Here is a 26,436-nt window from a genome sequence, read left to right as displayed (position 1 = left end):
CTGTTGGAGAGACATAAAAAATCCGATGCCAGAGACCTGGCATCGGATTTTCGGGGAAGCCCCGCCGGGGCTCAAATGCTTAAGTGAACAGCATTACCGGAAAACCGGGCCTTTTTCGTTTTCGGATCAACGCAGTTGCACTCCTTGCAACCCCATCCACAAGGACAGTTGCTCCGCCACGCCGGTACCCAGCTTTTTGGCGAAACGGTCGATAGGACTCTCCTGAACGGTGTAATCCACCATCTCCTCGGCCCCGATGATCTCCCGCGCCACGTAGCTACTGCTTCCCAGGCCGTCGACCAACCCCAACTGCAGCGCCTGTTCGCCGGACCAGACCAGACCGGAGAACAACTCCGGGCTTTCCTTCAAACGATCGCCCCGCCCACGCCTGACACTATCGATGAACTGCCGATGGGTCGTTTCCAGCACGCCCTGCCAAAAACGAACCTCGTCCTCTTTCTGCGGCTGGAACGGATCGAGGAAAGCCTTATGCTCACCCGCCGTGTAGACGCGCCGCTCGACACCCAGCTTTTCCATCAGGTCGACAAATCCGAAGCTGGCCGCCGTCACACCGATGGAGCCAACAAGACTGGCCTTGTCGGCATAGATCTCGTCCGCCGCACTGGCGATGTAGTAAGCACCAGACGCACCGGCATCGGCGATCACCGCGTAGAGCTTGACGTCTTTGTGCAGGCCACGCAGGCGACGAATCTCATCATAGATATAACCGGACTGGACAGGGCTACCCCCAGGACTGTTGATCCGCAGTATTACCCCCTTGGTCTTCGGGTCCTCGAATGCCTTGCGCAAGGCACCAACGACGTTGTCGGCACTGGCCGCCTCCTTGTCCGCAATCAAGCCCCGAATCTCAATCAACGCCGTATGGTTCTCAGCTCGCCCAGCGGACGGACCAAGATTCAAGGCCGGAGAGAAGACAATCAGCGCCCCGAACAGGTAAATGAATACCAGCAATTTGAAGAATATCCCCCAACGACGGGAACGCCGCTGCTCCTGTACGCTTGCTAGCAGGGCCTTTTCGAGCAGTTTCCAGCTTCTCTCGTCATCCGCCCCAGAAGCCGGCGCCTTCCATTCATCCGACATCTCACTCCACCTCGATCATTTGTTTAGCCATCCCGGCCCCAAGCCAGGAGCGCAACTCTGAAAACTCTTCAATCGCCAGCAACGGTTCATGCTCAAGCAGAACATCCAGCGGCTGAGCACCATAGCCGACCGCCACCGCATCCAGCCCCGCCCGCCGAGCCATCAACAGATCGAAGGAAGAATCCCCCACCATAAGAGCTTGCTCCGCCGCCACACCGCAGTGCGCGAGAATTTCATGCAGCATGAGCGGATCGGGCTTACCGGCAGTCTCGTCAGCACAGCGAGTCACGTCGAAATAATCCAGCCAACCATGACCCGCCAGGACATGATTCAAACCTCGGCGACTTTTGCCCGTCGCCACAGCCAGGCGGTACCCCGACTGCCTGAACGCCCCCAGCGACTCGACCACTCCCGGGAACAGCGCCGAAGGCTCGTTTTCGAGAGTCAGGTAATGTTCGCTGTATTGTCGGCGAAAGCGCTCCACACATCCCGCGTCCCGTTCAAGCTCGGGATACAGGGTTCGGATCGCCTCCGGCAGCGAAAGACCGATAATCCCTTTGATTGCCGCCTCAGCACGCTGCGGCAAGGAGCAAGACTCGGCTGCCCGGCGCATGGATTCGACGATCCGCCCGATGGAGTCGACCAAAGTGCCATCCCAATCGAAAATCAACAGCCGATAGTCACGCACCAAGACGCTCCAGAGTCTGCGCCCACATATCGTCGACAGGCGCCTCCAGACGCAACTCGCCACCCTCAGGTAGCGGCACGGTCAACGAATAGGCATGAAGGAACAGGCGCTTGCCTCCCAAGGCACGGATTTCCTGGGTAAATACCTCATCACCATACTTGGCATCCCCCGCGATCGCATGCCCAGCATGCTTGGCATGCACGCGAATCTGGTGGGTACGCCCGGTAATGGGACTGGCCTCAACCAAAGTGGCGAAATCACCGAAGCGACGCAGGACTCGGAACTCTGTCAACGCGTCCTTACCTTCGGTATTGACTTCGACCATACGCTCGCCGGAGCGCAGGTTGTTTTTCATCAACGGCGCGCGAATCTGCTTCTTCGACGCCGGCCAACTGCCGCACACCAGCGCCATGTAACGCTTGTCCACGCCATCGCCACGCAGCGCCTCATGCAGATGACGCAACATGCTGCGCTTCTTCGCGATCATCAACAAACCGGAGGTATCCCGATCCAGGCGATGCACCAGCTCTATATCCTTGGCCTCCGGGCGCAATTGGCGAAAAGCCTCAATCACCCCATAGCTGAGCCCACTTCCACCGTGCACGGCGATACCCGCCGGCTTGTTGATAACAATGAGAGCCTTGTCCTCATAAAGGATCGCCTGCTCAAGGCGCTCCAGAAGCCCCTGAGCAAGCGGTGCCGGCTCGTCGCGCTCGGCCAGACGCAGCGGCGGCACACGCACGATGTCGCCCGCCTGAAGCTTGTATTCGGGCTTGATTCGACCTTTGTTCACCCGCACTTCGCCCTTGCGCAAAATGCGGTAGACCAGCGTCTTGGGCACGCCCTTGAGCTGGGTACGAAGGAAATTGTCGATGCGCTGGCCGGCAAATTCCGGCGCAACCTCGAGCAGCTGAACGCCGGAGGTCGGAAGGGAGGGAGTCGTCATGGCCGGCATCATAACAATTTTCATGCAATTGAAGCACTTAATCATTGCTGCTATAGTCGCGAACGCCGCCAAAAGCGGCCTGGTCCGTGGATGATCGCCAAAACTGCCATCCCGACCATATGCAAATCCATTCAGGACGCGAGGCCGTCCGACGGGATTTCGCCGCGAAAGGCCGCGATCTTCCCGGAAACCCAAGCCTCGAGCCATGACGCGCGATCGCCCGAGCGGGCAGTCGCGGTAAATGCCAACCCGCTGCGGATTCTGCGAGCGGCACCCGATTTTCAAGGGAAACGTGTAGGGTGGAGATGCACGACCATCGGACTGTGTAGTAGCACGCTTTATTCAAGACGCTTCATCTCGTCCGCTGCCGATGGTTGATTCCTCCCCTGAGAAAGTGCTTTCTGTCACAACAGCAAGCAGGAGACGTAGTCGCGACCCCGGCCTTTCGGCCGAACGTTGCTAGACACTGGAACGGCCGACAACCATTCCTGACGCGCCCTGACACCGACCGCGAGAGTCGTGTGTGCCGAACGCCGTTTCCGGCAGCACCGGAAACCGAACGGTACTACATGAAAAGAATGCTGATTAACGCGACTCAGCCCGAAGAGTTGCGTGTTGCACTGGTCGACGGCCAACGCCTGTACGACCTGGATATCGAATCGGGCGCCCGCGAGCAGAAAAAGGCCAACATTTATAAAGGCCGCATCACCCGCGTCGAACCCAGCCTCGAAGCCGCTTTCGTCGATTTCGGCGCCGAGCGCCACGGCTTTCTCCCCCTCAAAGAAATCTCCCGCGAATACTTCAAGAAGGCTCCTGAAGGCCGCATCAACATCAAGGAAGTGTTGAGCGAAGGCCAGGAAGTCATCGTCCAGGTCGAAAAGGAAGAACGCGGCAATAAGGGCGCAGCCCTCACCACCTTCATCAGCCTGGCTGGCCGCTACCTGGTGCTGATGCCCAATAACCCGCGCGCCGGCGGCATTTCCCGCCGCATCGAAGGCGAAGAGCGCAACGAGCTGCGCGAGGCCCTCAACGGTCTCAACGCCCCGGCCGACATGGGCCTCATCGTTCGCACCGCCGGCCTAGGCCGCAGCAGCGAAGAACTGCAATGGGACCTGGACTACCTGCTGCAGCTCTGGACTGCCATCAAGGAAGCGTCCCAAGACCGCGCCGCCCCGTTCCTGATTTACCAGGAATCCAACGTCATCATCCGCGCGATTCGCGATTACCTGCGCCAGGACATCGGCGAAGTGCTGGTCGATAGCGTCGAGGCTCAGGAAGAAGCGCTCAGCTTCATCCGCCAAGTGATGCCCCAGTACGCCAGCAAGATCAAGCTGTACGAGGACAGCGTCCCGCTGTTCAATCGCTTCCAGATCGAAAGCCAGATCGAAACGGCCTTCCAGCGCGAAGTCAAACTGCCGTCCGGTGGCTCCATCGTCATTGATCCGACCGAAGCCCTGGTGTCCATCGACATCAACTCTGCTCGCGCGACCAAGGGCGGCGATATCGAAGAAACCGCGCTACAGACCAACCTGGAAGCCGCTGAAGAGATCGCCCGCCAGCTGCGCCTGCGCGATATCGGTGGCCTGATCGTCATCGACTTCATCGACATGACGCCGGCCAAGAACCAGCGAGCCGTCGAAGAGAAGGTGCGCGAAGCCCTGGAAGCCGACCGTGCACGCGTCCAAATCGGTCGCATCTCGCGCTTCGGCCTGCTGGAGATGTCCCGCCAACGCCTGCGCCCTTCCCTGGGCGAAACCAGCGGTATCGTCTGCCCGCGCTGCAACGGTCAAGGCATTATCCGTGACGTCGAATCCCTGTCGCTGGCGATCCTGCGCCTGATCGAAGAGGAAGCGCTGAAAGATCGCACAGCCGAAGTTCGCGCGCGCGTGCCCTTCCAGGTTGCAGCCTTCCTGCTGAACGAAAAACGCAACGCCATCACCAAGATCGAGTTGCGCTCCCGTGCTCGCATTTTCATCCTGCCGGATGACCACCTGGAAACCCCGCACTTCGAAGTGCAGCGCCTGCGCGACGACAGCCCGGAAGTCTTGGCCGGTCAATCGAGCTACGAAATGGCGCCAAGCGAGGCCGAAGAAGCCCACCCCATCAGCGCCACCCGCACCCTGGTTCGCCAGGAAGCCGCGGTGAAGACCGCACCGCAGCGCACCGCTCCCGCCCCAACCCCGGCCAGCGAACCCGTAGCCGCCAAGCCCTCCGCGGAACCGAATCTGTTCAAGGGTCTGGTCAAGTCGCTGGTCAGTCTGTTCGCCGGCAAGCCGGAAGAGAAACCCGCCGAAACCACCGGCAAGCCAAGCAGCGAACGCCCGGCGCGTAGCGAGGAGCGGCGCTCCAGCCGCCAGCAGAACCGTCGCCGCGATGGCCGTGAAGGTGGCCGCCGCGACGACGAGCGCAAGCCGCGCGAAGAACGCCAGGCTCGCGAAGAGCGTCAACCTCGTGAGCCACGCGAAGAACGCCAGCCACGCCCGCCCCGAGAGGAACGCCAGCGTGACCGCGAAGTAGCCGAAGGCCAGGAAAGCCGTCGCGAACGCCAGCCGCGCGAAGAGCGTCAACCGCGCGAGGAGCGCAAACGTGAGCTGCGTGAGCCGCTGGATGCCCAGCAGGAAACCACGCGCGAAGAGCGCCCTGCCCGTCCGCCGCGCCCCCCGCGCGAAGAGCGCCAGCCTCGCGCCGCCGAGCAGGCCGCGAACGAAGAGGAACTGCTGCAGGGTGAAGAGCAGCACGAAGAGTCCCAGGAAGGCAGCGATGGCGAACGCCCCCGCCGCCGCTCTCGTGGTCAACGTCGCCGCAGTAACCGTCGTGAACGCCAGCGTGACGCCCAAGGCAACGAAATCGAAGCCACCGAGGACGACGGCGCCGAGCGCAACGAGCAGCAGACCTCCGATCTTGCAGTGGTTGCGGCAGCAGAGGCCTCCGGCGTGATCGCCAGCGAAATCCAGGCGGAAACCGCAGCAGCCGAGCAGACCGTTCAGCAGGAAGCAGAAGCCAGCGCCCCTGCCGAAGCCGAGGTCGTTACTTTCGTCGCCGAGCAGGTTGCTACCGAGCAGCCCCAGACAGAAACTGAGGTAACCACCTCCGCACCGGAAGAGCCTGAGGCCCAAGCACCCGAGGAAGCTGCCGTTGTTACGCCGAAGGCCGAAGCCACTCCCGAGGCTTCGCAAGCCGCTTTGGAGCAGCAACCAGCCGCACCGGTCGTTCCGAGCACAGGCCGCGCACCGAACGATCCCCGCGAGGTCCGTCGCCGTCAACGCGAGGCCGAGCGTCTGGCGCGGGAAGCTGCGGAAGCCGCCAAGGCGGCCGAAGTCACACAACAGGCCGAAGCACCAGCAGCCGAAGCGAACGTAGAAGTGGAAGCCGAAAAAGCCGAAACCACTACAGAGCCGAGTGTCGAAGCCGCTCAACCGGTGGAAGAAGCCCAGGCGGTCGAGCCGATCGCCCCGACCGCAGAAGCGGAATCGGTCGAGCCTGAAGCCGAAAAAACCGTAGCCGAGGCAAACAACGAGCCGGAAACTCCGGCCACGCCCGAAGCCGAAGCCGAAGCCGAAGCCGAAGCCGAAAAAACGGAAGACCAGCAGAAAGATGAAATCAAGCCGCACGCTTGATTTCACACTGCAAATAAAAGGGGATGCCTAGGCATCCCCTTTTTTATGACGAATTCGAACTACCGTCTCACCACTGGAATCAGCAGTTCAAATCACGTTCGGCTCTATCTCCAGCGCCACGCCGAAGCGTACAGCGATATCCGCCTGTATCCGCTGCGCCAAACCCAACAACTGAGCCCCGCTGGCATTGCCGTAATTCACCAGGACCAACGCCTGCAAGCGATGCACGCCCGCATCCCCGTCTCGAAAGCCCTTCCAACCAGCCCGCTCGATCAACCAGCCCGCCGCCAGCTTTACTTGTCCATTGGCCTGGGGATAGGCCACCAGATCCGGGTGCTCAGCTCGTAAACGCGCCGCGATTTCCGCACTGACCAGCGGATTCTTGAAGAAACTACCGGCATTTCCAAGCTCGGCAGGGTCGGGCAATTTTTCCCTGCGAATAGAACAGATCGCATTGCTCACATCGATAGCCGAGGGGTTGGAGATACCTTGATCAGCCAATCTCTGCCGCACCGGCCCATAGTCCAGATGCAGGCGTTTACGGCGACTCAATGCAAAGCGCACCCGCAGAATGAGCCAGCGTCCTGCCTGTCGCTTGAACAGACTGTCCCGGTAACCGAACGCGCAGTCTTCCAACGTGAAGTCCCGCAGCTCGCCACTATGACGATCGAGCGCGGTCAGTCCGGCAAAGACATCCTTGATTTCCACACCATAGGCACCGATGTTCTGCATCGGTGCAGCCCCCACGGTGCCGGGAATCAGGCTGAGATTTTCCAGGCCGATCAAGCCCTGGGACAGACTCCATAGCACGAATGGATGCCACGGCTCCCCCGCCTCCGCCTCGACGACGACCTGCTCACCATCGTCGCTAAGAATGCGAATGCCTCGGCTAACCATCCGCACTACCAAGGCCCCGACATCAGCCGTCAGCAACAGGTTGCTCCCCCCGCCGATCAACAGCAAAGGAAGCCCCTTCTGTTCAGCGATACTCAAGGCTTCACGCAGCTCTTGCTCCTCCTGCACCTCTGCAAACAGGCGGGCAGCTACGTCCACTCCGAACGTATTGAACGGCTTCAGCGACTGGTTTTCCTGAAAATGCAAACTCACAGCCGCCCCTTTATTTCTGCCAGAAGCGCATCGCTGGCCCCCTCGATCAGGTCTAGAACCTGCTCGAAGCCGTCTTCACCGCCATAGTAAGGATCAGGCACCTCGTCCAATGTCATGTCATATCGGCGCAAGAAAAGATCCAACTCGGCCCGGGCAGTCGCAGGCCGCATCGCCTGAATATGCCGAAGGTTACTGTGATCCATTGCCAGGACCAGATCGAAGCGCTCGAAGTCTTCGCGCTGGAACTGACGGGCGCGCAACCCGGACAAGTCATATCCGCGCAGACGCGCAGCCCGGCAGGTACGACTGTCCGGTGCCTTTCCCACGTGCCAGCCGCCCGTGCCTGCCGAATCGATATGAATTCGCTCTTCCAGGCCTGCTTCACGCACGCGACGACGAAAGACACCCTCCGCAGTCGGCGAACGGCAAATATTGCCGAGACAAACGAACAGAACGCGCATCAAGCCCCCAGCAGGCGGCGCACCCGCTCCAGGTCTTCCGGAGTATCCACACCGGCCGGCGGCGCTTCCAACGCATCGGCAACATGGATGCGCACGCCATGCCAGAGCGCACGCAACTGTTCCAGGCTTTCGGTGTTTTCCAGCCAGCAGGGGCCCCAGGAAACGAAGTCATGGAGAAAACCGGCACGGTAGGCATAGATTCCGATATGCCTGCGATACGGAACGCCGGCAGGCAGGCTTTCCTTGCTCTGCGCAAAGGCATCACGCGCCCAAGGCAACGGGGCACGACTGAATGTCAGCGCGAGACCATCATGATCCGTAACGACCTTCACGACATTGGGATTGAACAACGAGGCCACGTCTTCAATCGGCTCAGCCAGCGTCGCGATCCCCGCTTCGGGATGAGCAGCCAGATTGCCGGCCACCTGGTCGATGATCGAAGGGGGGATCAAAGGCTCATCGCCTTGTACGTTGACGACGATGGCGTCGCTGGCCAAGCCCAATTGAGTCGCCACTTCGGCCAGCCGGTCAGTCCCGGAGTTATGCTCGACACGGGTCAGCAACACCTCTGCACCAAACACACGACACACCTCGACAATACGTGGATCGTCGGTGGCTACAACCACACGACTGGCGCCACTACGCCCGGCCTGCTCCCAGACATGGCGAATCATCGGCTTGCCGGCGATATCCTGCAGCGGTTTGCCGGGCAGGCGGCTGGAGGCAAAACGAGCGGGGATGACAACGGTAAAGTCGATACTCATTTATCCAGACGCTCATCGACACTGAGGGTACGGGCTTCGCTTTCCAGCATAACCGGAATGCCGTCGCGCACAGGGAACGCCAAGGCATCCGCCTTGCAGATCAGTTCGGATTTATCGTCGGCGAGCTTGAGCGGCCCTTTGCACAAAGGGCAGGCCAGAATATCGAGCAGTTTCGGATCCATGGGAGATTCCTGAGGTGGTCTAGTCATCCGGATGTGCCGGCTCGAAGCGGCGCCCTCTCCGACACCGGCCTCGTCTGCATCCGAAGCCAGATGGACAGGCAGGATCAGAGACGATCGGGCAACAGACGGGCCAGCTGCGCGTCGAACCAGGCAACGAAGCTGGCCGATGGCATGGCATCCACTGCCAGATACCACCAGTCTTCAGCCGCAAAGTCCCGGCATTTCACCGCATCCTTTTCGGTCATCACCAGCGGTAGCGGCGGGCTGAAATGCAGCTGAGCGGCGCTGTATCGGGCGTGGTCGGCAAAGGCATGCGGAACCGGGCGCCAGTGTAGCGCTTCGAGGGTAGCGAAGAAACGCCGTGGATTACCGATACCTGCAACCGCATGCATTGCCTGCCCCGGAGGAAAACCGTCCAGTGCCCGCCGTTCACCATTGGCCAGATTGATCAGTGCGGAAGGCCGCAGCTGGAAAGCGAAACCATCCTGCCGATCCTCAGCGGCACCGTTATAGAGCAAGGCGTCCACACTGAACAGGCGAGTTTCAGGTTCGCGCAGAGGACCGGCCGGAAGGCAGCGGCGATTACCCAGGCCACGAGCGGCATCGATCAGAACCAACTCCAGGTCGCGCGCTAGGCGATAGTGCTGCAACCCGTCGTCGCACAAGATCAGATCCAGCGACTCGGTTTCCAGCAAGACGCGTACCGCCCGGGGCCGGTCGGGATCGATCACCAGGGGTACGCCTGTGCGCTGGACGATCAACAAGGGCTCGTCGCCGGCCTGCTCCGCAGCGTCCGTCAGTTTGACGCGCCACGGCAGTTGCGGAGGATGGGCGCCATAACCGCGGCTGACCACGCCAACTTTCAACCCACGCGCCCGGCAATGTTCGATCAACCAGAGGATCAGCGGCGTCTTGCCGGTGCCGCCAACGGTGATATTGCCAACCACCACCACCGGAACAGGCGGACGGTAGATATCCCCCTCGCCTGCCAGGAAACGCTCCCGGCGCCGTGTCACTACGCGACGGTAGAGAGCCTCCAGCGGGCGCAGGAGGCCAAGTGCGGGGTGTCCCCGGTACCAGGCATCCTGCAGGCGATCAGCGAGACTCACGGAGCCGGCTGCGCCTCGATCGTGGTGATCCGCAAATGGGCGAAGCCGAGCTTGCCGGCCGCATCCATCGCCGTGATCACCGCCTGGTGAGGCGTCTTGGCGTCGGCACTGATGACCATCGGTACGCTGTTGTCGCCACCGGACTCCTTGCTCAGAGCCGCCATCAGACTGGTCAGGTCGCTCTTCAGCAGGGCCTGCCCGTTCAGCGAATAATTACCCTCGGCGTCGATCAGGACTTCCAGTCGCTTCACCTCGGCTTCTTCCGGCGGCGTACCGCTGGCCGCCTCGGGCAGGTCGACCTTGAGCTGGGTCTCACGAGTAAACGTGGTGGTCACCACGAAGAACAGCAACAGGATGAACACCACGTCGATCAACGGAGCGAGGTTGATCTCGATGTTTTCCCGCGGTTTGCGCCGGAATTTCACGCCTTGCCCTCACCCAGGTCGACGTCGCGATCACCCTGTACCACTTCCACCAGCTTGATGGCTTCCTGCTCCATGCCGACCACCAGCTCATCCACCCGACGCTGCAGGTAACGATGGAAGAACAACGCCGGGATCGCCACGATCAGACCGGCCGCCGTGGTGATCAACGCCTTGGCGATACCGCCCGCCAGCATCGGGGCATTGGCCATACCGGCGCCCATGAAGGCGCTGAAGATTTCAATCATGCCCAGCACGGTACCGAGCAGGCCAAGAAGCGGGGCCACCGCAGCGATGGTACCGAGCGCGGTGAGATAACGTTCCAGCTCATGGATGACCCGGGCGGCGGCCTCTTCGATGCACTCCTTCATGATCTCGCGACCATGCTTGGAGTTGGCCAGGCCCGCTGCGAGAATCTGCCCCAACGGCGAATTGGTGCGTAATTCCTTGAGTTTGTCGTTACTGAGTTGCTTGTCCTTGATCCAGCGCCAGACCTGCCCGAGCAAATGTGGCGGCGTGACGCGGCTGGGTCGCAGTGTCCATAGACGTTCTGCGACGATACCAGCGGCTGCGATGGAACAGAGAATGATCGGCAGCATGATCCAGCCGCCTGCTTTGACCAGTTCCCACACGAGATGAATCCCCCTCGAAAAAGTGGCGACACTCTAGCATAGGGACATCCCTCCGCCGACCGCTCCGGTTCTCATTTTTCCCGCCAGAATCGTCCCTGTGCACGTAACGCTTGCGCGGGCAGCCATTCGCCCAGATGTACCCGTACGGCCCCGGTCAGCGCACTGTCATGGATCTCGAGCGAAAGCCGGCGATAGCGGGCGAGTACGGAAGGATGGGGATGGCCGAAGGCGTTGTGCCACCCCCGTGAAATCAGCACGGCACGGGGAGCAACCGCCTGCAGGAAGGTCGGAGACGAGGAGCTTCGGCTACCATGATGAGGCGCTACCAACCAGTCGGCCCGTACGGTCATGCCGCTGCCGACCAAGGCACGTTCGGCGGCCTCATCTATATCGCCCGTCAGCAGCAGGCGCTCGCCATTGGCTTCGATGAGTAACACGCAGGATGTCGCGTTCCCTTTATCCGCATCGGCCCAGCGCCAAGTGGCGAAACGTACACCATCCCACTCCCAGCTCTCGCCCGCTACGCAAGCACCCGCCTCCAGCCGGGCGGACAAACGCGACGGCTCGCCACTCAGTACCCTGGTCACCGGCATTCCTCTCTGGACTGCCAGGGCACCGCCGGCATGATCGTTGTCCGCATGGCTCAGCAGCATGACATCGAGCCGTTGCACCCCCAGGCTACGCACGGAGGGCAGGACGACGCGCTCACCGATATCGAATTCGCCGAAGCGCGGTCCCGTGTCATAGAGAAGCGCATGCCCATTCGTCCGCACCAGCACTGCAAGCCCCTGGCCGACATCCAACAGCCAGACTTCCGCTCTGCCAACCGCGGGCCTGTCCAGAGGCGGAAAGAACAAAGGCACGAGCAACGCCAGACCGAGACCGCGCACAGGGACACCCGCCGGCAGCAGCACTAGCAGTGCTCCTATCGCGGCCAGCACCCAGCACCACAACGGCAGCTTTGGAGGAAGCCAGGCCGGCAGCCAATCGGCGATAGCCCCGAGGATCAGGAACAGCCATTCCAGCGACCAACCTGCCAGCCAGAGCAAGCCCTCGCCAAGCCAGGGAACCGGCAGTAGCAAGGTACCCAGCAAGGCCAGGGGCACGCTGATCACGCTGACCCAGGGTACCGCCAGCAGATTGGCCAGAGGACCGCTGGCACTGATTGGTAATCCCAGCGCCAGCAGCAGGGGCAACAGGCCCACCGCCATCGTCCACTGCGCCCGTCCGAGCGTGCGCCACCAGGACCAGGCACCAAGACGCCCACTGAACACCAGCGAGAGAATCGCGACAGCACCGAAAGACAACCAGAAACCCGGTTGAAGACTGGCCAGAGGCTCCAGTGACAAGACCCCAGCCAGCGCCAGGAGCAACGGCAGCCAGACACCAAGGTGACGGAACCGCAGCCGCCAGATCAGCACCACGGCCACCATCAGACAGGCACGCCGCACCGGAACCTCGAAGCCGGCCAACAGCCCATAACCCAGGGCGCTGACGAAAGCGAGGCCGCAAGCCCATGGCAGCCAAGGCAGGGACTTCGGCCACAAGCCCCAGCGCGCCAAGCCGGCAATCAAGGCATAGATCAAGCCCGCCAAGAGCGCGACGTGCTGGCCGGAGATGACCAGCAAATGGACGGTGCCGGTATCCTGCAGCAGACGCCAGTCCGCTGGAGTCAGGCCGGAGCCGTCTCCCAGCACCAATGCAGCAACGCCGCCCTGACGGCCGTGCGCATCGACCTGCAGCATGCGCAAACGCAGCGAATCGCGCCACGCCGAAGGCCCTTGTGCCGCTCGTACCCGCTCTCCACTTTTCACCGTACCGGTCGCACCGATCCGCTGGGCAAGCAGCCAAGCCTCGTAATCGAACGACTGGGGATTGACCAAGCCATGGGGTCGCTTCAAGCGCACCGCCAGGCGCCAACGCTCACCGGCCTGTACCGGAGGCCCGCCATACCAGGCCAGACGCATACTCTGCGGCAGTCGGGTACGCCGTGACACGGCTCCGTCCAGTTGGAATCGCACCACGCCGTCCCGATGCTCCGGCAAACCACTCACCTGCCCTTCCAACCAGAGGGTCTGTCCGTCCAGCGCAGGCGGCAGCCGGTCATCCAGCGCCCATTGCGCCGAGGTGCATGCCCAACTGAAACCGAACAGAAAGAAAGCCAAGGGATAGCTGCGGAAAGGCAACAGCATCAAGCCGAACAAGGCGAGGGCGGACAGCAGCCAGGCCGGCGGTAACGCCGAAAGAAAGCGCAGGGCGAGCAGCCCGGCGACGAACGCAACGATCCCTGTGCGCATTGAGTGAAGCTCCTCAACAGGCAGCGCCGGCCGACGTCGTCCGACCTGTACCTGCTATTCGTTGTCACAAACTCTGACAGCAGCCTGTAGTGAATGGGTGCATAATAAGCCCGCTTCCGTTTGCCAGAGAGCCTTCATGCCGCGTCGTTTCTTCAAGCGCTACATGCCCAATCCAGAGAGCATCAAAGGGAACAAGTCCCTGCGCTTTCTCGGCAAGCTGATCCACGACCCCAACCTCTGGCATCTCAATCGTCACTCGGTCGCCCGCGCCATGGCGGTTGGCCTGTTCTCCGCCTTCGTCCCGATACCCATGCAGATGCTCCTGGCCGCCTCGCTCGCCGTACCGATGCGAGCCAACCTGCCTATTTCCGTGGGCTTGGTGTGGCTGACCAACCCCATCACTATGCCGCCGGTGTTTTTCTGCACCTACAAACTGGGGACCTGGATTCTGCGGACACCCTCGGAAAACATGCCCGCCGAGCTGACGATGGCCTGGATCAGTGCCAAGCTCGCCTCGCTCTGGGAACCGCTTCTGGTTGGCTCGCTGGCAACAGGGCTTGTGTTTGCGGTCCTGGGTTACTTCCTCACCATGACTTATTGGCGCTGGTGGGTCCGGCACAACTGGCGCAAACGCCAGGAAGTCCGCCGGCAACGCAACACCTGACTCTTGGGCGTCTGGCACTATCGAGCTGCCGGAGTCTAGCGCGCCCACCTTCGGGACTTCTGTGACATGGCGGGCAGAGAGTCTCGGTCTCCGCCCGCATCGATCACTCGTAGCGCAGCGCTTCCGCCGGTTGGGTACGCGATGCGCGCCAGGCGGGATAGAGTGTCGCCAGGAAGCTAAGGATCAGCGCAGCGCTACAGATAAACACCACGTCGAGCGCCTGAAGGTCGGACGGAAGATAGTTGATGAAGTAGACATCTGAACTGAGGATCTGCTGGCCAGTGACACGTTCCAGCCAGCCGATCAGGCTACTGACGTTCAACGCGGCCAACACGCCCAACACCCCGCCAATCAGGGTACCGACAAGACCAATGACCGTCCCCTGAACCATGAAGACAGCCATGATCAGGCCCGGCGTGGCACCGAGGGTGCGCAGGATGGCGATGTCCGCACGCTTGTCGGCGACCACCATGACCAGGGTCGCGATGATGTTGAAGGCTGCCACGGCAATGATCAGCAGCAGCAGCAACGCGATCATGGTCTTTTCCATCTTCATCGCACTGAACAGGCTGCCCTGGGTATGGGTCCAGTCATCCGCCCGAAAGCCCTCGCCCAACTGGGCGGCAATCGCGCTGGACACTTGAGGTGCTTGGTACAAATCCTTCAGCGCAAGGCGCACGCCCTGCACCTGATGGGGCTGCCAGCGTTGTATCTGGGCTGCATCTTCCAAATCGATCAAAGCCAGCGAACCATCCAGCTCGGCACCGACCTTGAACACACCGACCACGGTGAAACGCTGCATGCGTGGTGTGATACCGCCCGGAGCGGAACTGATTTCGGGAACGATGAGCGTCAGCTTGTCCCCCACGTTGAGGCGGAACCGCCGTGCCGTGATATCACCAATGACCATCCCGAACTCACCGGGCGCTAGCGCTTCCAGGCTCCCCTGCTGCATGTGCGAACCGATGATGGAAACCTTCGACTCCATCCGCGGATCAATACCGTTCACCTGAATCGGCTGCATCCCCCCCCGGTAGGAAAGCATGCCTTCCAGTTCGCTGATCGGCACAGCGGCTATCACTTGAGAGTTCTTCAACGCGGCGGCGGCCACCGGCTGCCAGTCGTCCAACGGCTGGGTACCCGAGAGTGTCGCATGCGGCACCATGCCGAGAATACGAGAGCTCATCTCCTTCTGGAACCCGTTCATTACCGACAGCACGACGATCATCGCCAGGACACCCAGCGCCAGACCGATCATCGAGGTCAGGGAGATGAACGAGATGAAGTGGTTGCGTCGCTTGGCCCGGGTGTAGCGGGTACCGATGAAGATCGCGAGAGGCTTGAACATATCAGGCTGCCACCAACCGACCTTCTTCCAGACGCAGCACTCGGTCCATCTGCCGTGCCAGTTGCATGTCGTGGGTCACCACCAGGAAGGAGGTCCGCGACGACTTGCTCAGTTCCAGCATCAATTCCTGGATACCGTGGGCCGTATGCTGATCGAGGTTGCCGGTCGGCTCGTCAAGCAAGACCAGGGCCGGCTGGTTGACCAATGCCCGGGCGATGGCTACCCGCTGACGCTCGCCACCGGACAGCTCCGCCGGCTTGTGCGCCGTACGATGACCGAGGCCGACCCGTTCCAGCAGCGCTTGGGACCGCTGGCGGGCTTCGGCGATCGGCGTCTGGCCAATCAGCAGCGGCATGCAGACGTTCTCCAGCGCCGTGAACTCCGGCAACAGGTGATGGAACTGGTAGACGAAGCCCAACTGACGATTGCGCAACAGGCCACGGGCCTTCTCGCTCAGTGCGGACAGCTCCTGGCCCGCCAGCCATACGCTGCCGTGGCTCGGCGTATCCAGGCCACCCAAGAGATTGAGCAAGGTACTCTTGCCAGACCCGGAGCTGCCGACGATGGCGATCCGCTCACCAGGGTGCAGTTCCAATTGCACGTTGCTCAACACCTCGACCGATTGCGGGCCTTGCTCGTAGCTCTTGCCCAGATCGCGGCAACTCAGGACAGCCTTGCCCTGAACGGAAATATCACTCATAGCGCAAGGCCTCCGCGGGCTGGGTGCGCGCGGCACGCCAGGCCGGATAAAGGGTGGCGAGGAAACTCAGGACCAACGCAGCGGCACAGATCAACAGCACGTCCTCGCCCATCAGTTGGGAAGGCAGGTAGTCGATGAAGTACACGTCGGCATTGAGGAATTTGTGGCCCAGCAAGCGCTCCAGTGCAGCGATCCAGGCGCTGATATTGAGGGCGGCAAAGATGCCCAGCACCGCCCCGATCAGTGTGCCGACCACGCCGATGACAGTACCCTGCACCATGAAGACGCCCATGATCTGCCGTGGCGTCGCGCCGAGGGTCCGCAGGATGGCGATGTCACCCTTCTTGTCGGTGACCACCATGACCAGCGTGGAAATGATGTTGAACGCGGCCACCGCAATGATCAGCAGCAGCAGTAAGCCAATCATGGCCTTTTCCATGCGGATCGCCTGGTACAGGTTGCCGTGGGTGCGGGTCCAGTCGCGGGCGTAATACTCGTCGCGCCCCAGGGAAAGTGCCAACTCCCAGGCCGTTCGCGGCGCCTGGAAGAGATCGTCGAACTTCAGGCGAACCCCCTGGACCTGGGAAGCCTGCCAACGATGCAGCCGCGCCAGGTCCTGCAAATGAGTCATGGCCACATAGCCATCCAGCTCGCCGGCACCGACATGGAAAATGCCCACCACCGTGAAACGCTTCATCCGGGGAAACATGCCCGCCGGCGTAACCGTGACCTCGGGCGCGACAAAGGTGATCTTGTCGCCCAGACCGACGCCCAGCTTGCTCGCCGCCTTGTCGCCGATGACGATGCCGAATTCGCCGGCTTTCAGCGCTTCCAGGCTGCCTTCACGGAAGAAGTCGCCGATGATCGATACCTTGCGCTCTTCCTCCGGATCGATGGCATTGATCAGTACCTTCTGCACCTTACCATCATGGGTGAGCAAGCCCTGCATCTGCGTGAAGGGTGCCACCGCCAGCACCTGCGGGTTCTTCATCACCCGCTGGGCGATATCACGCCAATCGCCGATCGGTTGGTCGCCCTCGATGGTGGCATGAGGCACCATGCCCAGCACGCGGGTTCGCATCTCATGATCGAACCCGTTCATCACTGACAGCACCACGATCATCACCAGTACGCCCAGCGCCAGGCCAATCATGGAAGTGAGGGAAATGAAGGATACGAAGTGGTTACGGCGCTTGGCACGCGTATATCGCGCGCCGATGTAGACGGACAGCGGTCTGAACATAGAAGAGTTGATTCGCTGGCGAAAGAAGGGACGTCCTTGTGGCGAGGCCCGGATAGCGGCTTTACACTCTGAACACTACTGCAGCCATGGGTTCGCCATGTCGACCAAAGATGTAGACGATCGCCGCGAATACTATCGCATCACGGATACGATCGCATTGGAAATTCGCCCTGCCGAAAACTCCGGTAACGGACCGGCCGGCGATCTTCCCGATACCCCGCCGCTGTTCAACCTGCTCAGCGAACTGCACCTGATGGACTTCGAATCGCAACATCTGTTGCGACACATCAGCGAGCGCGACCGAACCCTCGCCAACTACCTGAAGGTCATCAACAAACGCATCGATCTCCTGGGCCAGGCACTGGCGCAAGGGCTCCTTCGCGAGATCGGCACGCGCAAGACCGTGGTGCTGTCCGAGGGCGGCATCAATTTCACCCATTCCGGGGCATTTTCTGCGGGGACGCTGCTCTCCTTGCGCATGGTGTTGATGCCCCAGGCACTGGGCATGCTGCTGCAAGGGCGGGTAGTCCACTGCCAACCCCGTGCGGACGGATCATTCGAAATCGGCGCCGAGTTCGAAGCGTTGACCGATGCACAGCGGCAACTGCTGGCTCGTCATATCCTCCAGAAGCAGGCCATGGAACGCCGCCAGGCCCGCGAACGCCCCGATCCGCAATGATGAGATGACCATGCCACGCCGCTTACTGCTCGCCCTGTTGCTCACCACTACCCTGCCCTGCTTCGCCGAAACCCTGGAAATCCCGGTCGGGCAACAAGGCGCCACGGACATTGCGATGCCCGCCCGCGGCGAATCGCAGCGTGCCGTTCTCGAGCGCTTCGGCCTGGCCGATGAAGAGCGTCCCCCTGTCGGCCGACCACCGATCACCCGCTGGGATTACCGGGACTTTTCCGTCTATTTCGAAAGCGGCCGCGTCATCGACAGCGTCCGCCATCACCAGCCCCGTCACCCGAAGGAAGAATGAGTTGACTCTGATCTACGGCCATCGCGGCGCCAAAGGCGAAGCACCGGAAAACACCCTCGCCAGTTTCCAGAAGTGCCTGGAGCATGGTGTTCGCCGTTGCGAGCTGGACCTCCATCTCTCTCGCGACGGCGAGCTGATGGTGATCCACGACCCGACGCTGAAGCGCACCACCGGGCGTCACGGCAAGGTCGTGCAGCACAGCGCCGATGAACTGGTGGGCTATGACGCACGCCAGGGCGGGCCGGGCTGGGTGCATCCCTGCCCCATCCCTCGACTCAGCGAGCTGTTCGAGAAATGCGATTTCGAGCATTGGCAGCTCGAGGTGAAAAGCGCTTCGCGCGTGCGCGCCGCCCGTACGGTGTTGGCCATCCAGGCGCTGGCGGAACGATATGGCCTGCTCGACAAAGTCACCGTAACGTCCAGTTCGCGGGAAGTATTGAGAGCCCTGAACCGCCTGACACCCCAGTTATCCCGAGGTCTGGTAGCCGAATATGCCTGGCTCGACCCGCTGAAAGTCGCCAAGCACAATGGCTGCGAACTCCTGGCCCTGAACTGGACGCTGTGCACACCGGAACGTCTCGAGAAAGCACAGAAACAGGGGCTGCATGTATCGGTATGGACAGTGAACGAGCCAGCCCTCATGCGCCGGCTCGCCGACTTCGGTGTCGACAGCCTGATTACCGACTTTCCCGGCTTGGCAATGGCCACTCTGACGCGCTGAGCGATCCCACAGATAAAAGAAACCGGCCGCAAGGGCCGGTTTCCTTTTTCCAATTGCCTGCTCAGAAACTCTCCCGATTCGGCCAACGCCAATCCCGGAGCGCACCGAGAGGTTCCTCCCCGACCGGCTCAGGCCACCGGTCGGAGCGGCTCAAAAAAGCCGGTTTAGACCGTCGAACGCAGCAACCCGATAAGCCTCAGCCATAGTCGGGTAGTTGAAGGTGGTATTGACGAAATACTTGATGGAATTCGCCTCGCCTTTCTGGTTCATGATCGCCTGGCCAATGTGGACAATCTCCGATGCCTGGTAGCCGAAGCAGTGCACGCCGAGGATTTCCAGGGTCTCCCGGTGGAAGAGGATTTTCAGCATGCCCACCGGTTCGACAGCGATCTGGGCACGCGCCATGCTCTTGAAGAAGGCCTTACCCACTTCATAAGGCACCTTGGCCTGAGTCAGCTCACGCTCGTTCTTACCGATGGAGCTGATCTCGGGGATGGTGTAGATACCCGTCGGAACATCGTCGACGAAGCGCCAGCTATCGTTCTCGACGATGCTGCCCGCTGCCGAACGCCCCTGGTCATAGGCCGCGCTGGCCAGGCTGGGCCAACCGATCACGTCGCCCGCCGCGTAAATGTTGCTGACCTCGGTCCGGTAATGCTCGTCGACCTTGATCTGGCCGCGGCTGTTGACCTTGATACCGATGTTCTCCAACCCCAGCTTGTCGGTGTTGCCAGTTCGTCCGTTACACCAGAGCAAGGCATCGGCCTTGATCTTCTTGCCGGACTTCAGGTGCAGGACAACGCCGTTATCCACGCCTTCGATGCGCTCGTACTCCTCGTTGTGGCGGATGAGCACATTGTTATTGCGCAGGTGGTAGCTGAGCGCATCGGAAATCTCATCATCGAGGAAGCTGAGCAACTGGTCGCGATTGTCGATGAGATCGACCAGCACCCCCAGGCCACTGAAGATCGACGCGTACTCGCAGCCGATCACGCCGGCTCCATAGATGATCAGGCGACGCGGCGTATGGCTGAGGGTCAGGATGGTGTCACTGTCATAGACCCGTGCATGCGTGAAATCGACATCTGCCGGACGGTAGGGTCGCGACCCCGTAGCGATCACGATCTGCTGAGCGACCAGCTTTTCCACCATACCGTTGAGGCATACCACCTCGATCGTCTGCTCGTCGGAGAAGCTCGCGGTGCCAAAGAAGGTATCGATGCGGTTTCGGGCGTAATAACCGGTGCGCGACGTAACCTGCTTGGCGATGACCTTTTCCGCGCTCTTGAGTACGTCGGGGAAGGAGAACCAGCGCGGCTCGCCGATCTGACGGAACATGGGGTTGGTGTTGAACTGCATGATCTGCCGCACGGAGTGTCGCAGCGCCTTGGAGGGGATGGTGCCGAGGTGCGTACAGTTGCCCCCGACCAGCGGACGGTTGTCGACCACCGCAACCTTGCGCCCCGCTTTCACGGCATTCATCGCCGCGCCTTCACCCGCCGGGCCCGAACCCAGCACCACGACATCGTAGTTATAGACCGCCATGATTACTCCTTGAGGACAGGCCGAAGCGCAAACGCTGCCTCGGCAGAACCGGGATCGCGACGATCCCGGCCATCGCTTTCTTATGTGTTCCGGCAGATCCCATCCGACGCTGGTCGGATAGATGAAACGTTCAACGCTTGCTGGCGTCGTAGGCGAGATCGCTGGCACCGGCTTTGCCCGGAGCCTTGTCGGCATTCGCCTCTTCGCATTTGCTGAAATCGCCACCGCAGATCGAGCACTCTTTCTCGATACCCAGGTTAGCGATACCGCCACAGGAGCCGGCGATCGGCTTGCGCCCCATGATCACGCCGATGGCCATGCCCAAGACAACCAGAAGCATGACCGCGAATACGATCAACCACGTCATGGTGTTTCTCCTTGCGCCGCGAACAGCGCATCGAATGCGGGAGTGCTCCGGGTGACGAAACCGTCCCCCTCACGAGTCACGAAAAAGGCCGCAATCCCCTCGCGCTCGGCGAAGGCATAGCCGCGCTCGGGACCGAGCACCATTAAAAGAGTAGACAGCCCGTCCGCCTGCAGGGTTTCTGCATGCACCACGGTGACCGCCGCCAACTTATGGCTGATCGGGGCCCCCGTTTGTGGATCGAGCGTATGGGAATAACGGCGCCCGTTTTCCTCGAAGTAGTTACGGTAATCCCCCGAAGAGGAAACACCATAGCCATCCAAGGCAAGAATCTTCTGCGCCACGCGCTCTCCACTCTGTGGCGCCTCGATGGCGATTCTCCAGGGTGAGCCATCCGGCTTCTTGCCCACCGCCTTCAACTCGCCCGTCGCTTCCACCAGATAGCTGGTCAATCCAAGGGATTGAAGCCGCTCGGCAATCCGATCCACGGCATAGCCGGCGGCGATACTGTTGAAATCGACCTGGACCGGAGCATCCTTGCAAAGCTGATCGCCCTGGATGGAAAGATGCTGATAGCCAAATTGTTCGCGTACCGCGGCAAGCTCTTCGGCACTGGGGACTTTCTCTGCCCGGGCCTTGGGCCCGAAGCCCCAGAGGTTGAGCAGCGGCTCCAGCGTCAGATCGAACGAGCCTTCACTGAGTCGCGACAATCGGTCACCGGCCCTCACCAAAGTCAGGACGGGTTCCGGCATCGCCATGCAGGTATCACCTGGCGCTTCGTTGAAACGCTCGATATCGGAATCGCTGCGGTAGGTGGACATCTGGCGGTCGATATCGGCCAGGATGCGTTCCACTTCGGGCTGTATCTGCTCGATACCCGGCATACCCGAACCGCGTACGTACTTGACCGAGTAGGTGCTGCCCATCGTAGGGCCACCGAAGGTTTCTACCGTGTCGGAAAACAAGCAGCCCGTCAGGGCAGCCGCAAGTGCGGCGACGCTGACGGGCTTGAGTATTGCAGCAATCATGCTAGCCGCCGAAGTCGTCGAGAAGGATGTTCTCCCGCTCTACACCCAGATCGGTCAGCATCTTGATCACCGCCGCGTTCATCATCGGCGGGCCGCACATGTAGAACTCGCAATCTTCCGGAGCCGGGTGGTCCTTCAGGTAGTTCTCGTACAGCACGTTGTGGATGAACCCGGTCAGGCCGGTCCAATTGTCCTCGGGCTGGGGATCGGAGAGCGCCAGATGCCACTGGAAGTTCTCGTTCTCCGCCTGGAGCTGGTCGTACTCCTCGACGTAGAAGGCCTCGCGCAACGAACGCGCGCCGTACCAGAAGCTGATCTTGCGCTTGGACTTCAGGCGCTTCAGCTGGTCGAAGATGTGCGAACGCATCGGTGCCATGCCGGCACCGCCGCCGATGAACACCATCTCGGCGTCGGTATCCTTGGCGAAGAACTCACCGAAGGGACCATACACGGTAACCTTGTCGCCTGGCTTCAGATTGAATACCCAGGAAGACATCTTGCCCGCAGGAATATGGTCCTTGCCCGGCGGCGGCGACGCGATACGGATGTTGAACTTCACCAGACCGCGCTCTTCCGGGTAGTTCGCCATCGAGTAGGCACGGATCACGGTCTCGTCGACTTTGGACACGTAGCGCCACATGTTGAACTTGTCCCAGTCGCCACGGTATTCGGGCTGGATGTCGAAGTCCTTGTAGTTCACCACGTGCGGCGGGCATTCCAGTTGGACGTAGCCGCCCGCACGGAAGTCCACGTTCTCGCCTTCGGGCAACTTCAGTGTCAGCTCTTTGATGAAAGTGGCGACGTTGGGGTTGGACGCCACCGTGCACTCCCACTTCTTCACACCGAAGACTTCTTCCGGCACCTCGATCTTCATGTCCTGCTTGACCGGAGTCTGGCAGGAAAGGCGCCAGCCCTCGCCCGCTTCGCGTCGGGTGAAGTGCGACTCTTCGGTCGGCAGCATTTCGCCGCCACCGCTCTCGACGATGCACTTGCACTGGGCGCAGGTACCGCCGCCGCCACAGGCGGACGAGAGGAAGATATTGTTTGCCGCCAGGGTTTGCAGGAGCTTGCCGCCGGCCGGCACCGTGATGGTTTTCTCGCCGTTGATTTCGATCGTCACGTCGCCGCTGGATACCAGCTTGGCGCGCGCCAGCAGGATGATCACCACCAAGGCCAGTACGATGGCGGTGAACATTCCGATGGCCAGGAAAATTTCGTAATTCATGTAGTCATCCCTTCCTTACAGCTGGACACCGGAGAAGGACATGAAGCCCAGGGACATCAAGCCAATGGTGATGAAGGTGATGCCCAGGCCGCGCAGGCCTTCCGGCACGTCGCTGTACTTGAGCTTCTCGCGGATGCCCGCCAGAGTGGCGATTGCCAACGCCCAGGACAGGCCGGAGCCCACGCCATAGGTGGCACTCTCCGCCAGGTTGTAGTCCCGCTCCACCATGAACAGCGAACCCGCCATGATGGCGCAGTTCACAGTGATCAGCGGCAGGAAGACCCCCAACGCGTTGTACAGGCTCGGCACGTACTTATCGAGCAGCATCTCGAGGATTTGCACGATCGCCGCGATCACGCCGATGTAGCTGAGCAGACCGAGGAAGCTGAGATCGACTTCCGGCAGACCGGCCCAGGCCAGCGCACCGTCCTTGAGCAGGTACGTGTAGATCAGGTTGTTGGCCGGCACAGTGATGGCCTGCACCACGATGACCGCGATGCCCAGACCGATGGCGGTTTCGACCTTCTTGGAAATGGCGATGAAGGTGCACATGCCGAGGAAGAAGGCAAGCGCCATGTTCTCGACGAACACGGCCCGCACGAACAGGCTGATGTAATGCTCCATTAGTAGGCCTCCTTATTGGATACCTGCGGGGCCATCTTGAAGGCAGCGGGCTCGACCTGCTCCTTCTTCCAGGAGCGCAGGCCCCAGATGATCAGGCCGATCAGGAAGAATGCCGAAGGCGGCAGCAACAGCAGCCCGTTCGGCTGGTACCAGCCACCGTCGTTGACTACCGGAATGATCTCGTAACCCATCAGCTTACCGGCGCCGAACAGCTCGCGGAACGTGCCGAGCACGATCAGCATGGCGCTGTAGCCGAGCCCATTACCGATACCGTCGAAGAACGACAGGATTGGCGGGTTCTGCATGGCGAAGGCTTCGGCACGACCCATCACGATACAGTTGGTGATGATCAGGCCGACGAATACCGACAACTGCTTGGACAGGCTGAAGGCATAAGCCTTGAGGATCTGGTCCACCACGATCACCAGCGACGCGATGATCACCATCTGCACGATCATACGGATCGAGCTGGGGATCTGGCTGCGAATCATCGAAATGAACAGGTTGGAAAAGCCGGTCACCAGCGACAGGGCGATGGACATCACCAGGGCGGTCTTGAGGTTCGACGTCACCGCCAGCGCCGAGCAGATCCCAAGGATCTGCAGGCCGATGGGGTTGTTGTTCAGAACCGGATTGAACAGTACTTCTTTGATAGTCGGTTGCGACATGATCAGGCCTCCCCGGCGCGCAGGTTAGCGATAAAAGGACCGAAGCCGTTCTTGCCCAACCAGAAATGCAACAGGTTGTTCACCCCTTTACTGGTCAGGGTTGCACCGGCCAGAGCATCGACCTGGTGCACGGCTTTCGGGCTTTGCGGGTCTACACCGCCTTTGACGATATCCACGGCAAGCGTGCCGTCTTCGGCGAAAAGGGTCTTGCCCGGCCACTGGCCGCGCCATTTCGGGTTGTCGACCTCACCGCCCAGGCCGGGCGTCTCGCCATGCTGGTAGAAGCCCATGCCGACCACGGTATTGAGATCACCCTTGATGGCCAGGAAGCCATACAGGGTGGACCACAGGCCGTAACCGCGAACAGGCAGGATCAGGGTATCGAGCTGTCCGTCCTTCTCCACCAGATAGACCGTGGTGTAACGCTCCTGACGCTTGATCGAGGCGATATCTTCCTCACCCGACAGGACCTTGGACAGCTTCGGGTCCTTGGCTGCCTTCAACGGATCGAACGTCTTCGGGTCCTGTGCATCGGTGAATTTGCCCGTCTCGAGGTCGACCACCTTGGTGGTGATGCGACTGTTGAACAGCTCCTTCACTTCACGAGCCGGCATTCCCGGCTGACCCAGGCCAGCGATGGAGAGAATGCTGCGCTGCTTGTCCAGCAGGCGGTTGTCGAGCTGGGTCGGTTTCAGGGCCACGGCGGCGCCGGCAACGAATACCGAGCACACCAGGCAAACCAGGACCGCCACCGTCAGCGTACGGACGGTGGATTCTTTTTGACTAGACATTGCGTGCCAGCCTCCGCTTGATGTTGGCCTGAACGACGAAGTGGTCGATCAGCGGTGCGAACAGGTTGGCGAACAGAATCGCCAGCATCATGCCTTCCGGGAAGGCCGGGTTGACCACACGGATCAATACGACCATCACACCGATCAAGGCACCGAAGATCCATTTGCCGACATTGGTCATGGAAGCCGACACCGGGTCGGTGGCCATGAAGACCATGCCGAAGGCGAAGCCACCCACCACCATGTGCCAGTACCAAGGCATGGCGAACATCGGATTGGTCTGCGAGCCGATTGCATTGAACAGCAGGCTGAGCCCGATCATACCGATCATCACGCCGGCGACGATGCGCCAGGACGCGATCTTGGTCATCAGCAGCACGGCGCCGCCGATGAAGATGGCCAGCGTGCTGGTTTCACCTACCGAGCCGTGCATGGTGCCGATGAAGGCATCCATCCAGGTGATGCCATGGCCAATCACGTTCTCGATACCACCCGCAGCGCTCAAGCTCAGCGCCGTTGCGCCGGCAAAGCCGTCGACGGCAGTCCACACAGCGTCGCCGGACATCTGTGCCGGATAGGCGAAGAAGAGGAAGGCACGGCCGGTCAGTGCCGGGTTGAGGAAGTTCTTGCCGGTACCGCCGAAGACTTCCTTGCCGATTACCACACCGAAGCTGATGCCGAGAGCAACCTGCCAGAGCGGGATGGTCGGTGGCAGGATCAGGGCGAACAGCACGGAAGTAACGAAGAAGCCCTCGTTGACCTCATGCTTGCGGACCGACGCGAACAGCACTTCCCAGAAACCACCGACGATGAAGGTCACCGCATAGATCGGCAGGAAGTAGGCTGCGCCCTGGACAAAGTTGTCCCACAGGCTGTTCGGGTCGAAACCGGCCAGCGCACCGGTCAGCGCGAAACGCCAGCCGTCCTGAGCCGCGAGTAGTTCAGGGTTGGCTGCGAAGATCAGGTTGGCCTGGTAACCGACGTTCCACATACCGAAGAACATCGCCGGAAAGGTGCACATCCAGACGGTGATCATCATGCGCTTGAGGTCGATGCCGTCGCGCACGTGAGCAGTCGTCTTGGTCACGCTGCCGGGACGATAGAAGAAGGTGTCGATGGCTTCGTAAAGCGCATACCACTTCTCGTACTTGCCGCCTTTTTCGAAGTTGTGCTCGATCTTGTCGAGAAATGCTCGAATACCCATGG

Annotated in this window: 27 protein-coding genes; 5 read left to right on the top strand and 22 right to left on the bottom strand. The window is 61.0% G+C overall.

The annotated features are described in order from the left end of the window. Positions 1-126: 126 nt before the first annotated feature. From sppA to rluC, 3 genes are read right to left on the bottom strand one after another with little or no spacing between them, the layout of a single operon-like run. Positions 127-1,101 (bottom strand): signal peptide peptidase SppA, encoded by a 975-nt coding sequence (gene sppA / locus BZL41_RS02040; protein ID WP_095597756.1) that lies wholly within the window; start codon positions 1,099-1,101, stop codon positions 127-129. Position 1,102: 1 nt separating this feature from the next. Continuing rightward, a complete protein-coding gene (locus tag BZL41_RS02035; protein ID WP_095597755.1) occupies positions 1,103-1,789 on the bottom strand; it encodes an HAD-IA family hydrolase in 687 nt (228 codons plus the stop codon). After that, positions 1,782-2,735: a 23S rRNA pseudouridine(955/2504/2580) synthase RluC gene (gene rluC, locus BZL41_RS02030; RefSeq protein WP_095597757.1), complete on the bottom strand. Its 954-nt coding sequence runs from the start codon at positions 2,733-2,735 to the stop codon at positions 1,782-1,784. The genes BZL41_RS02035 and rluC overlap by 8 nt, the downstream gene beginning before the upstream one ends. A gap of 569 nt (positions 2,736-3,304) precedes the next feature. Between rluC and rne the strand changes: the two genes are divergently transcribed. Next, the gene (rne, locus tag BZL41_RS02020) at positions 3,305-6,352 is read left to right on the top strand and encodes a ribonuclease E (RefSeq protein WP_218224368.1); all 3,048 of its coding nucleotides are present in this window, start codon (positions 3,305-3,307) and stop codon (positions 6,350-6,352) included. Between the two features lie 87 nt (positions 6,353-6,439). Here the strand turns inward: rne and murB are convergent, their stop codons facing one another. The 8 genes from murB to BZL41_RS01980 all read right to left on the bottom strand — a co-directional run bounded on the left by murB (position 6,440) and on the right by BZL41_RS01980 (position 13,326). Further along, positions 6,440-7,459: a UDP-N-acetylmuramate dehydrogenase gene (murB, locus tag BZL41_RS02015; protein ID WP_095597753.1), complete on the bottom strand. Its 1,020-nt coding sequence runs from the start codon at positions 7,457-7,459 to the stop codon at positions 6,440-6,442. Beyond that, a complete protein-coding gene (locus BZL41_RS02010; RefSeq protein WP_095597752.1) occupies positions 7,456-7,920 on the bottom strand; it encodes a low molecular weight protein-tyrosine-phosphatase in 465 nt (154 codons plus the stop codon). Before BZL41_RS02010 ends, murB begins: the two co-directional genes overlap by 4 nt. Next, complete coding sequence (gene kdsB / locus BZL41_RS02005) at positions 7,920-8,684, bottom strand: 3-deoxy-manno-octulosonate cytidylyltransferase (RefSeq protein ID WP_095597751.1); 765 nt, start codon at positions 8,682-8,684, stop codon at positions 7,920-7,922. The genes BZL41_RS02010 and kdsB overlap by 1 nt, the downstream gene beginning before the upstream one ends. After that, positions 8,681-8,866 carry a Trm112 family protein gene (locus BZL41_RS02000; protein WP_095597750.1) on the bottom strand — a complete coding sequence of 62 codons (186 nt, stop codon included), beginning with the start codon at positions 8,864-8,866 and terminating at the stop codon, positions 8,681-8,683. Before BZL41_RS02000 ends, kdsB begins: the two co-directional genes overlap by 4 nt. A gap of 104 nt (positions 8,867-8,970) precedes the next feature. Next, positions 8,971-9,975, bottom strand: coding sequence for a tetraacyldisaccharide 4'-kinase (gene lpxK, locus BZL41_RS01995; protein ID WP_095597749.1), 1,005 nt, complete (start codon positions 9,973-9,975; stop codon positions 8,971-8,973). Then, positions 9,972-10,400, bottom strand: a complete 429-nt coding sequence (locus BZL41_RS01990; protein WP_095597748.1) for a biopolymer transporter ExbD — start codon at positions 10,398-10,400, stop codon at positions 9,972-9,974. The genes lpxK and BZL41_RS01990 overlap by 4 nt, the downstream gene beginning before the upstream one ends. Then, a complete protein-coding gene (locus tag BZL41_RS01985; protein ID WP_095597747.1) occupies positions 10,397-11,029 on the bottom strand; it encodes a MotA/TolQ/ExbB proton channel family protein in 633 nt (210 codons plus the stop codon). The genes BZL41_RS01990 and BZL41_RS01985 overlap by 4 nt, the downstream gene beginning before the upstream one ends. A gap of 71 nt (positions 11,030-11,100) precedes the next feature. After that, entirely contained in the window at positions 11,101-13,326 is a 2,226-nt protein-coding gene (locus BZL41_RS01980) for a DNA internalization-related competence protein ComEC/Rec2 (protein ID WP_095597746.1), read from the bottom strand. A gap of 136 nt (positions 13,327-13,462) precedes the next feature. Between BZL41_RS01980 and BZL41_RS01975 the strand changes: the two genes are divergently transcribed. Beyond that, the gene (locus BZL41_RS01975) at positions 13,463-13,990 is read left to right on the top strand and encodes a DUF2062 domain-containing protein (RefSeq protein WP_095597745.1); all 528 of its coding nucleotides are present in this window, start codon (positions 13,463-13,465) and stop codon (positions 13,988-13,990) included. A 103-nt stretch (positions 13,991-14,093) separates the two neighbouring features. Here BZL41_RS01975 and BZL41_RS01970 read toward each other — a convergent pair whose 3' ends face one another. The 3 genes from BZL41_RS01970 to BZL41_RS01960 are packed head-to-tail and all read right to left on the bottom strand — an operon-like array spanning position 14,094 to position 17,281. After that, a complete protein-coding gene (locus BZL41_RS01970) occupies positions 14,094-15,338 on the bottom strand; it encodes a lipoprotein-releasing ABC transporter permease subunit (protein ID WP_095597744.1) in 1,245 nt (414 codons plus the stop codon). 1 nt (position 15,339) lies between these two features. Beyond that, complete coding sequence (gene lolD / locus BZL41_RS01965; protein WP_095597743.1) at positions 15,340-16,038, bottom strand: lipoprotein-releasing ABC transporter ATP-binding protein LolD; 699 nt, start codon at positions 16,036-16,038, stop codon at positions 15,340-15,342. After that, entirely contained in the window at positions 16,031-17,281 is a 1,251-nt protein-coding gene (locus BZL41_RS01960; protein ID WP_095597742.1) for a lipoprotein-releasing ABC transporter permease subunit, read from the bottom strand. Before BZL41_RS01960 ends, lolD begins: the two co-directional genes overlap by 8 nt. A 97-nt stretch (positions 17,282-17,378) precedes the next feature. Between BZL41_RS01960 and BZL41_RS01955 the strand changes: the two genes are divergently transcribed. The 3 genes from BZL41_RS01955 to BZL41_RS01945 are packed head-to-tail and all read left to right on the top strand — an operon-like array spanning position 17,379 to position 18,985. Beyond that, positions 17,379-17,960, top strand: a complete 582-nt coding sequence (locus BZL41_RS01955) for a PilZ domain-containing protein (RefSeq protein WP_095597741.1) — start codon at positions 17,379-17,381, stop codon at positions 17,958-17,960. A gap of 10 nt (positions 17,961-17,970) precedes the next feature. Continuing rightward, positions 17,971-18,264 (top strand): phosphodiesterase, encoded by a 294-nt coding sequence (locus BZL41_RS01950; protein WP_095597740.1) that lies wholly within the window; start codon positions 17,971-17,973, stop codon positions 18,262-18,264. Between the two features lies 1 nt (position 18,265). After that, positions 18,266-18,985: a glycerophosphodiester phosphodiesterase gene (locus BZL41_RS01945; RefSeq protein WP_095597739.1), complete on the top strand. Its 720-nt coding sequence runs from the start codon at positions 18,266-18,268 to the stop codon at positions 18,983-18,985. A 150-nt stretch (positions 18,986-19,135) separates the two neighbouring features. On the opposite strand, the gene sthA is transcribed toward BZL41_RS01945, so the two are convergent. From sthA to BZL41_RS01905, 8 genes are all read right to left on the bottom strand, one after another. Continuing rightward, entirely contained in the window at positions 19,136-20,530 is a 1,395-nt protein-coding gene (sthA, locus tag BZL41_RS01940; protein ID WP_095597738.1) for a Si-specific NAD(P)(+) transhydrogenase, read from the bottom strand. 130 nt (positions 20,531-20,660) lie between these two features. Continuing rightward, entirely contained in the window at positions 20,661-20,897 is a 237-nt protein-coding gene (gene nqrM / locus BZL41_RS01935) for a (Na+)-NQR maturation NqrM (RefSeq protein ID WP_095597737.1), read from the bottom strand. Next, complete coding sequence (locus tag BZL41_RS01930) at positions 20,894-21,922, bottom strand: FAD:protein FMN transferase (protein ID WP_095597736.1); 1,029 nt, start codon at positions 21,920-21,922, stop codon at positions 20,894-20,896. Before BZL41_RS01930 ends, nqrM begins: the two co-directional genes overlap by 4 nt. A gap of 1 nt (position 21,923) precedes the next feature. Beyond that, a complete protein-coding gene (gene nqrF / locus BZL41_RS01925; RefSeq protein WP_095597735.1) occupies positions 21,924-23,147 on the bottom strand; it encodes an NADH:ubiquinone reductase (Na(+)-transporting) subunit F in 1,224 nt (407 codons plus the stop codon). A 15-nt stretch (positions 23,148-23,162) separates the two neighbouring features. Further along, positions 23,163-23,771 (bottom strand): NADH:ubiquinone reductase (Na(+)-transporting) subunit E, encoded by a 609-nt coding sequence (gene nqrE / locus BZL41_RS01920; RefSeq protein WP_084334028.1) that lies wholly within the window; start codon positions 23,769-23,771, stop codon positions 23,163-23,165. Further along, positions 23,771-24,445, bottom strand: coding sequence for an NADH:ubiquinone reductase (Na(+)-transporting) subunit D (locus tag BZL41_RS01915; protein WP_170837189.1), 675 nt, complete (start codon positions 24,443-24,445; stop codon positions 23,771-23,773). Before BZL41_RS01915 ends, nqrE begins: the two co-directional genes overlap by 1 nt. Next, positions 24,442-25,230: a Na(+)-translocating NADH-quinone reductase subunit C gene (locus BZL41_RS01910; protein WP_095597734.1), complete on the bottom strand. Its 789-nt coding sequence runs from the start codon at positions 25,228-25,230 to the stop codon at positions 24,442-24,444. Before BZL41_RS01910 ends, BZL41_RS01915 begins: the two co-directional genes overlap by 4 nt. Continuing rightward, positions 25,223-26,434 carry an NADH:ubiquinone reductase (Na(+)-transporting) subunit B gene (locus tag BZL41_RS01905; protein WP_095597733.1) on the bottom strand — a complete coding sequence of 404 codons (1,212 nt, stop codon included), beginning with the start codon at positions 26,432-26,434 and terminating at the stop codon, positions 25,223-25,225. Before BZL41_RS01905 ends, BZL41_RS01910 begins: the two co-directional genes overlap by 8 nt. Positions 26,435-26,436: the final 2 nt, after the last annotated feature.

The organism is Pseudomonas sp. PIC25 (assembly GCF_002286785.1).
Classification (GTDB): Bacteria; Pseudomonadota; Gammaproteobacteria; order Pseudomonadales; family Pseudomonadaceae; genus Pseudomonas_M.
This window is presented reverse-complemented; position numbering and strand designations above follow the sequence as displayed.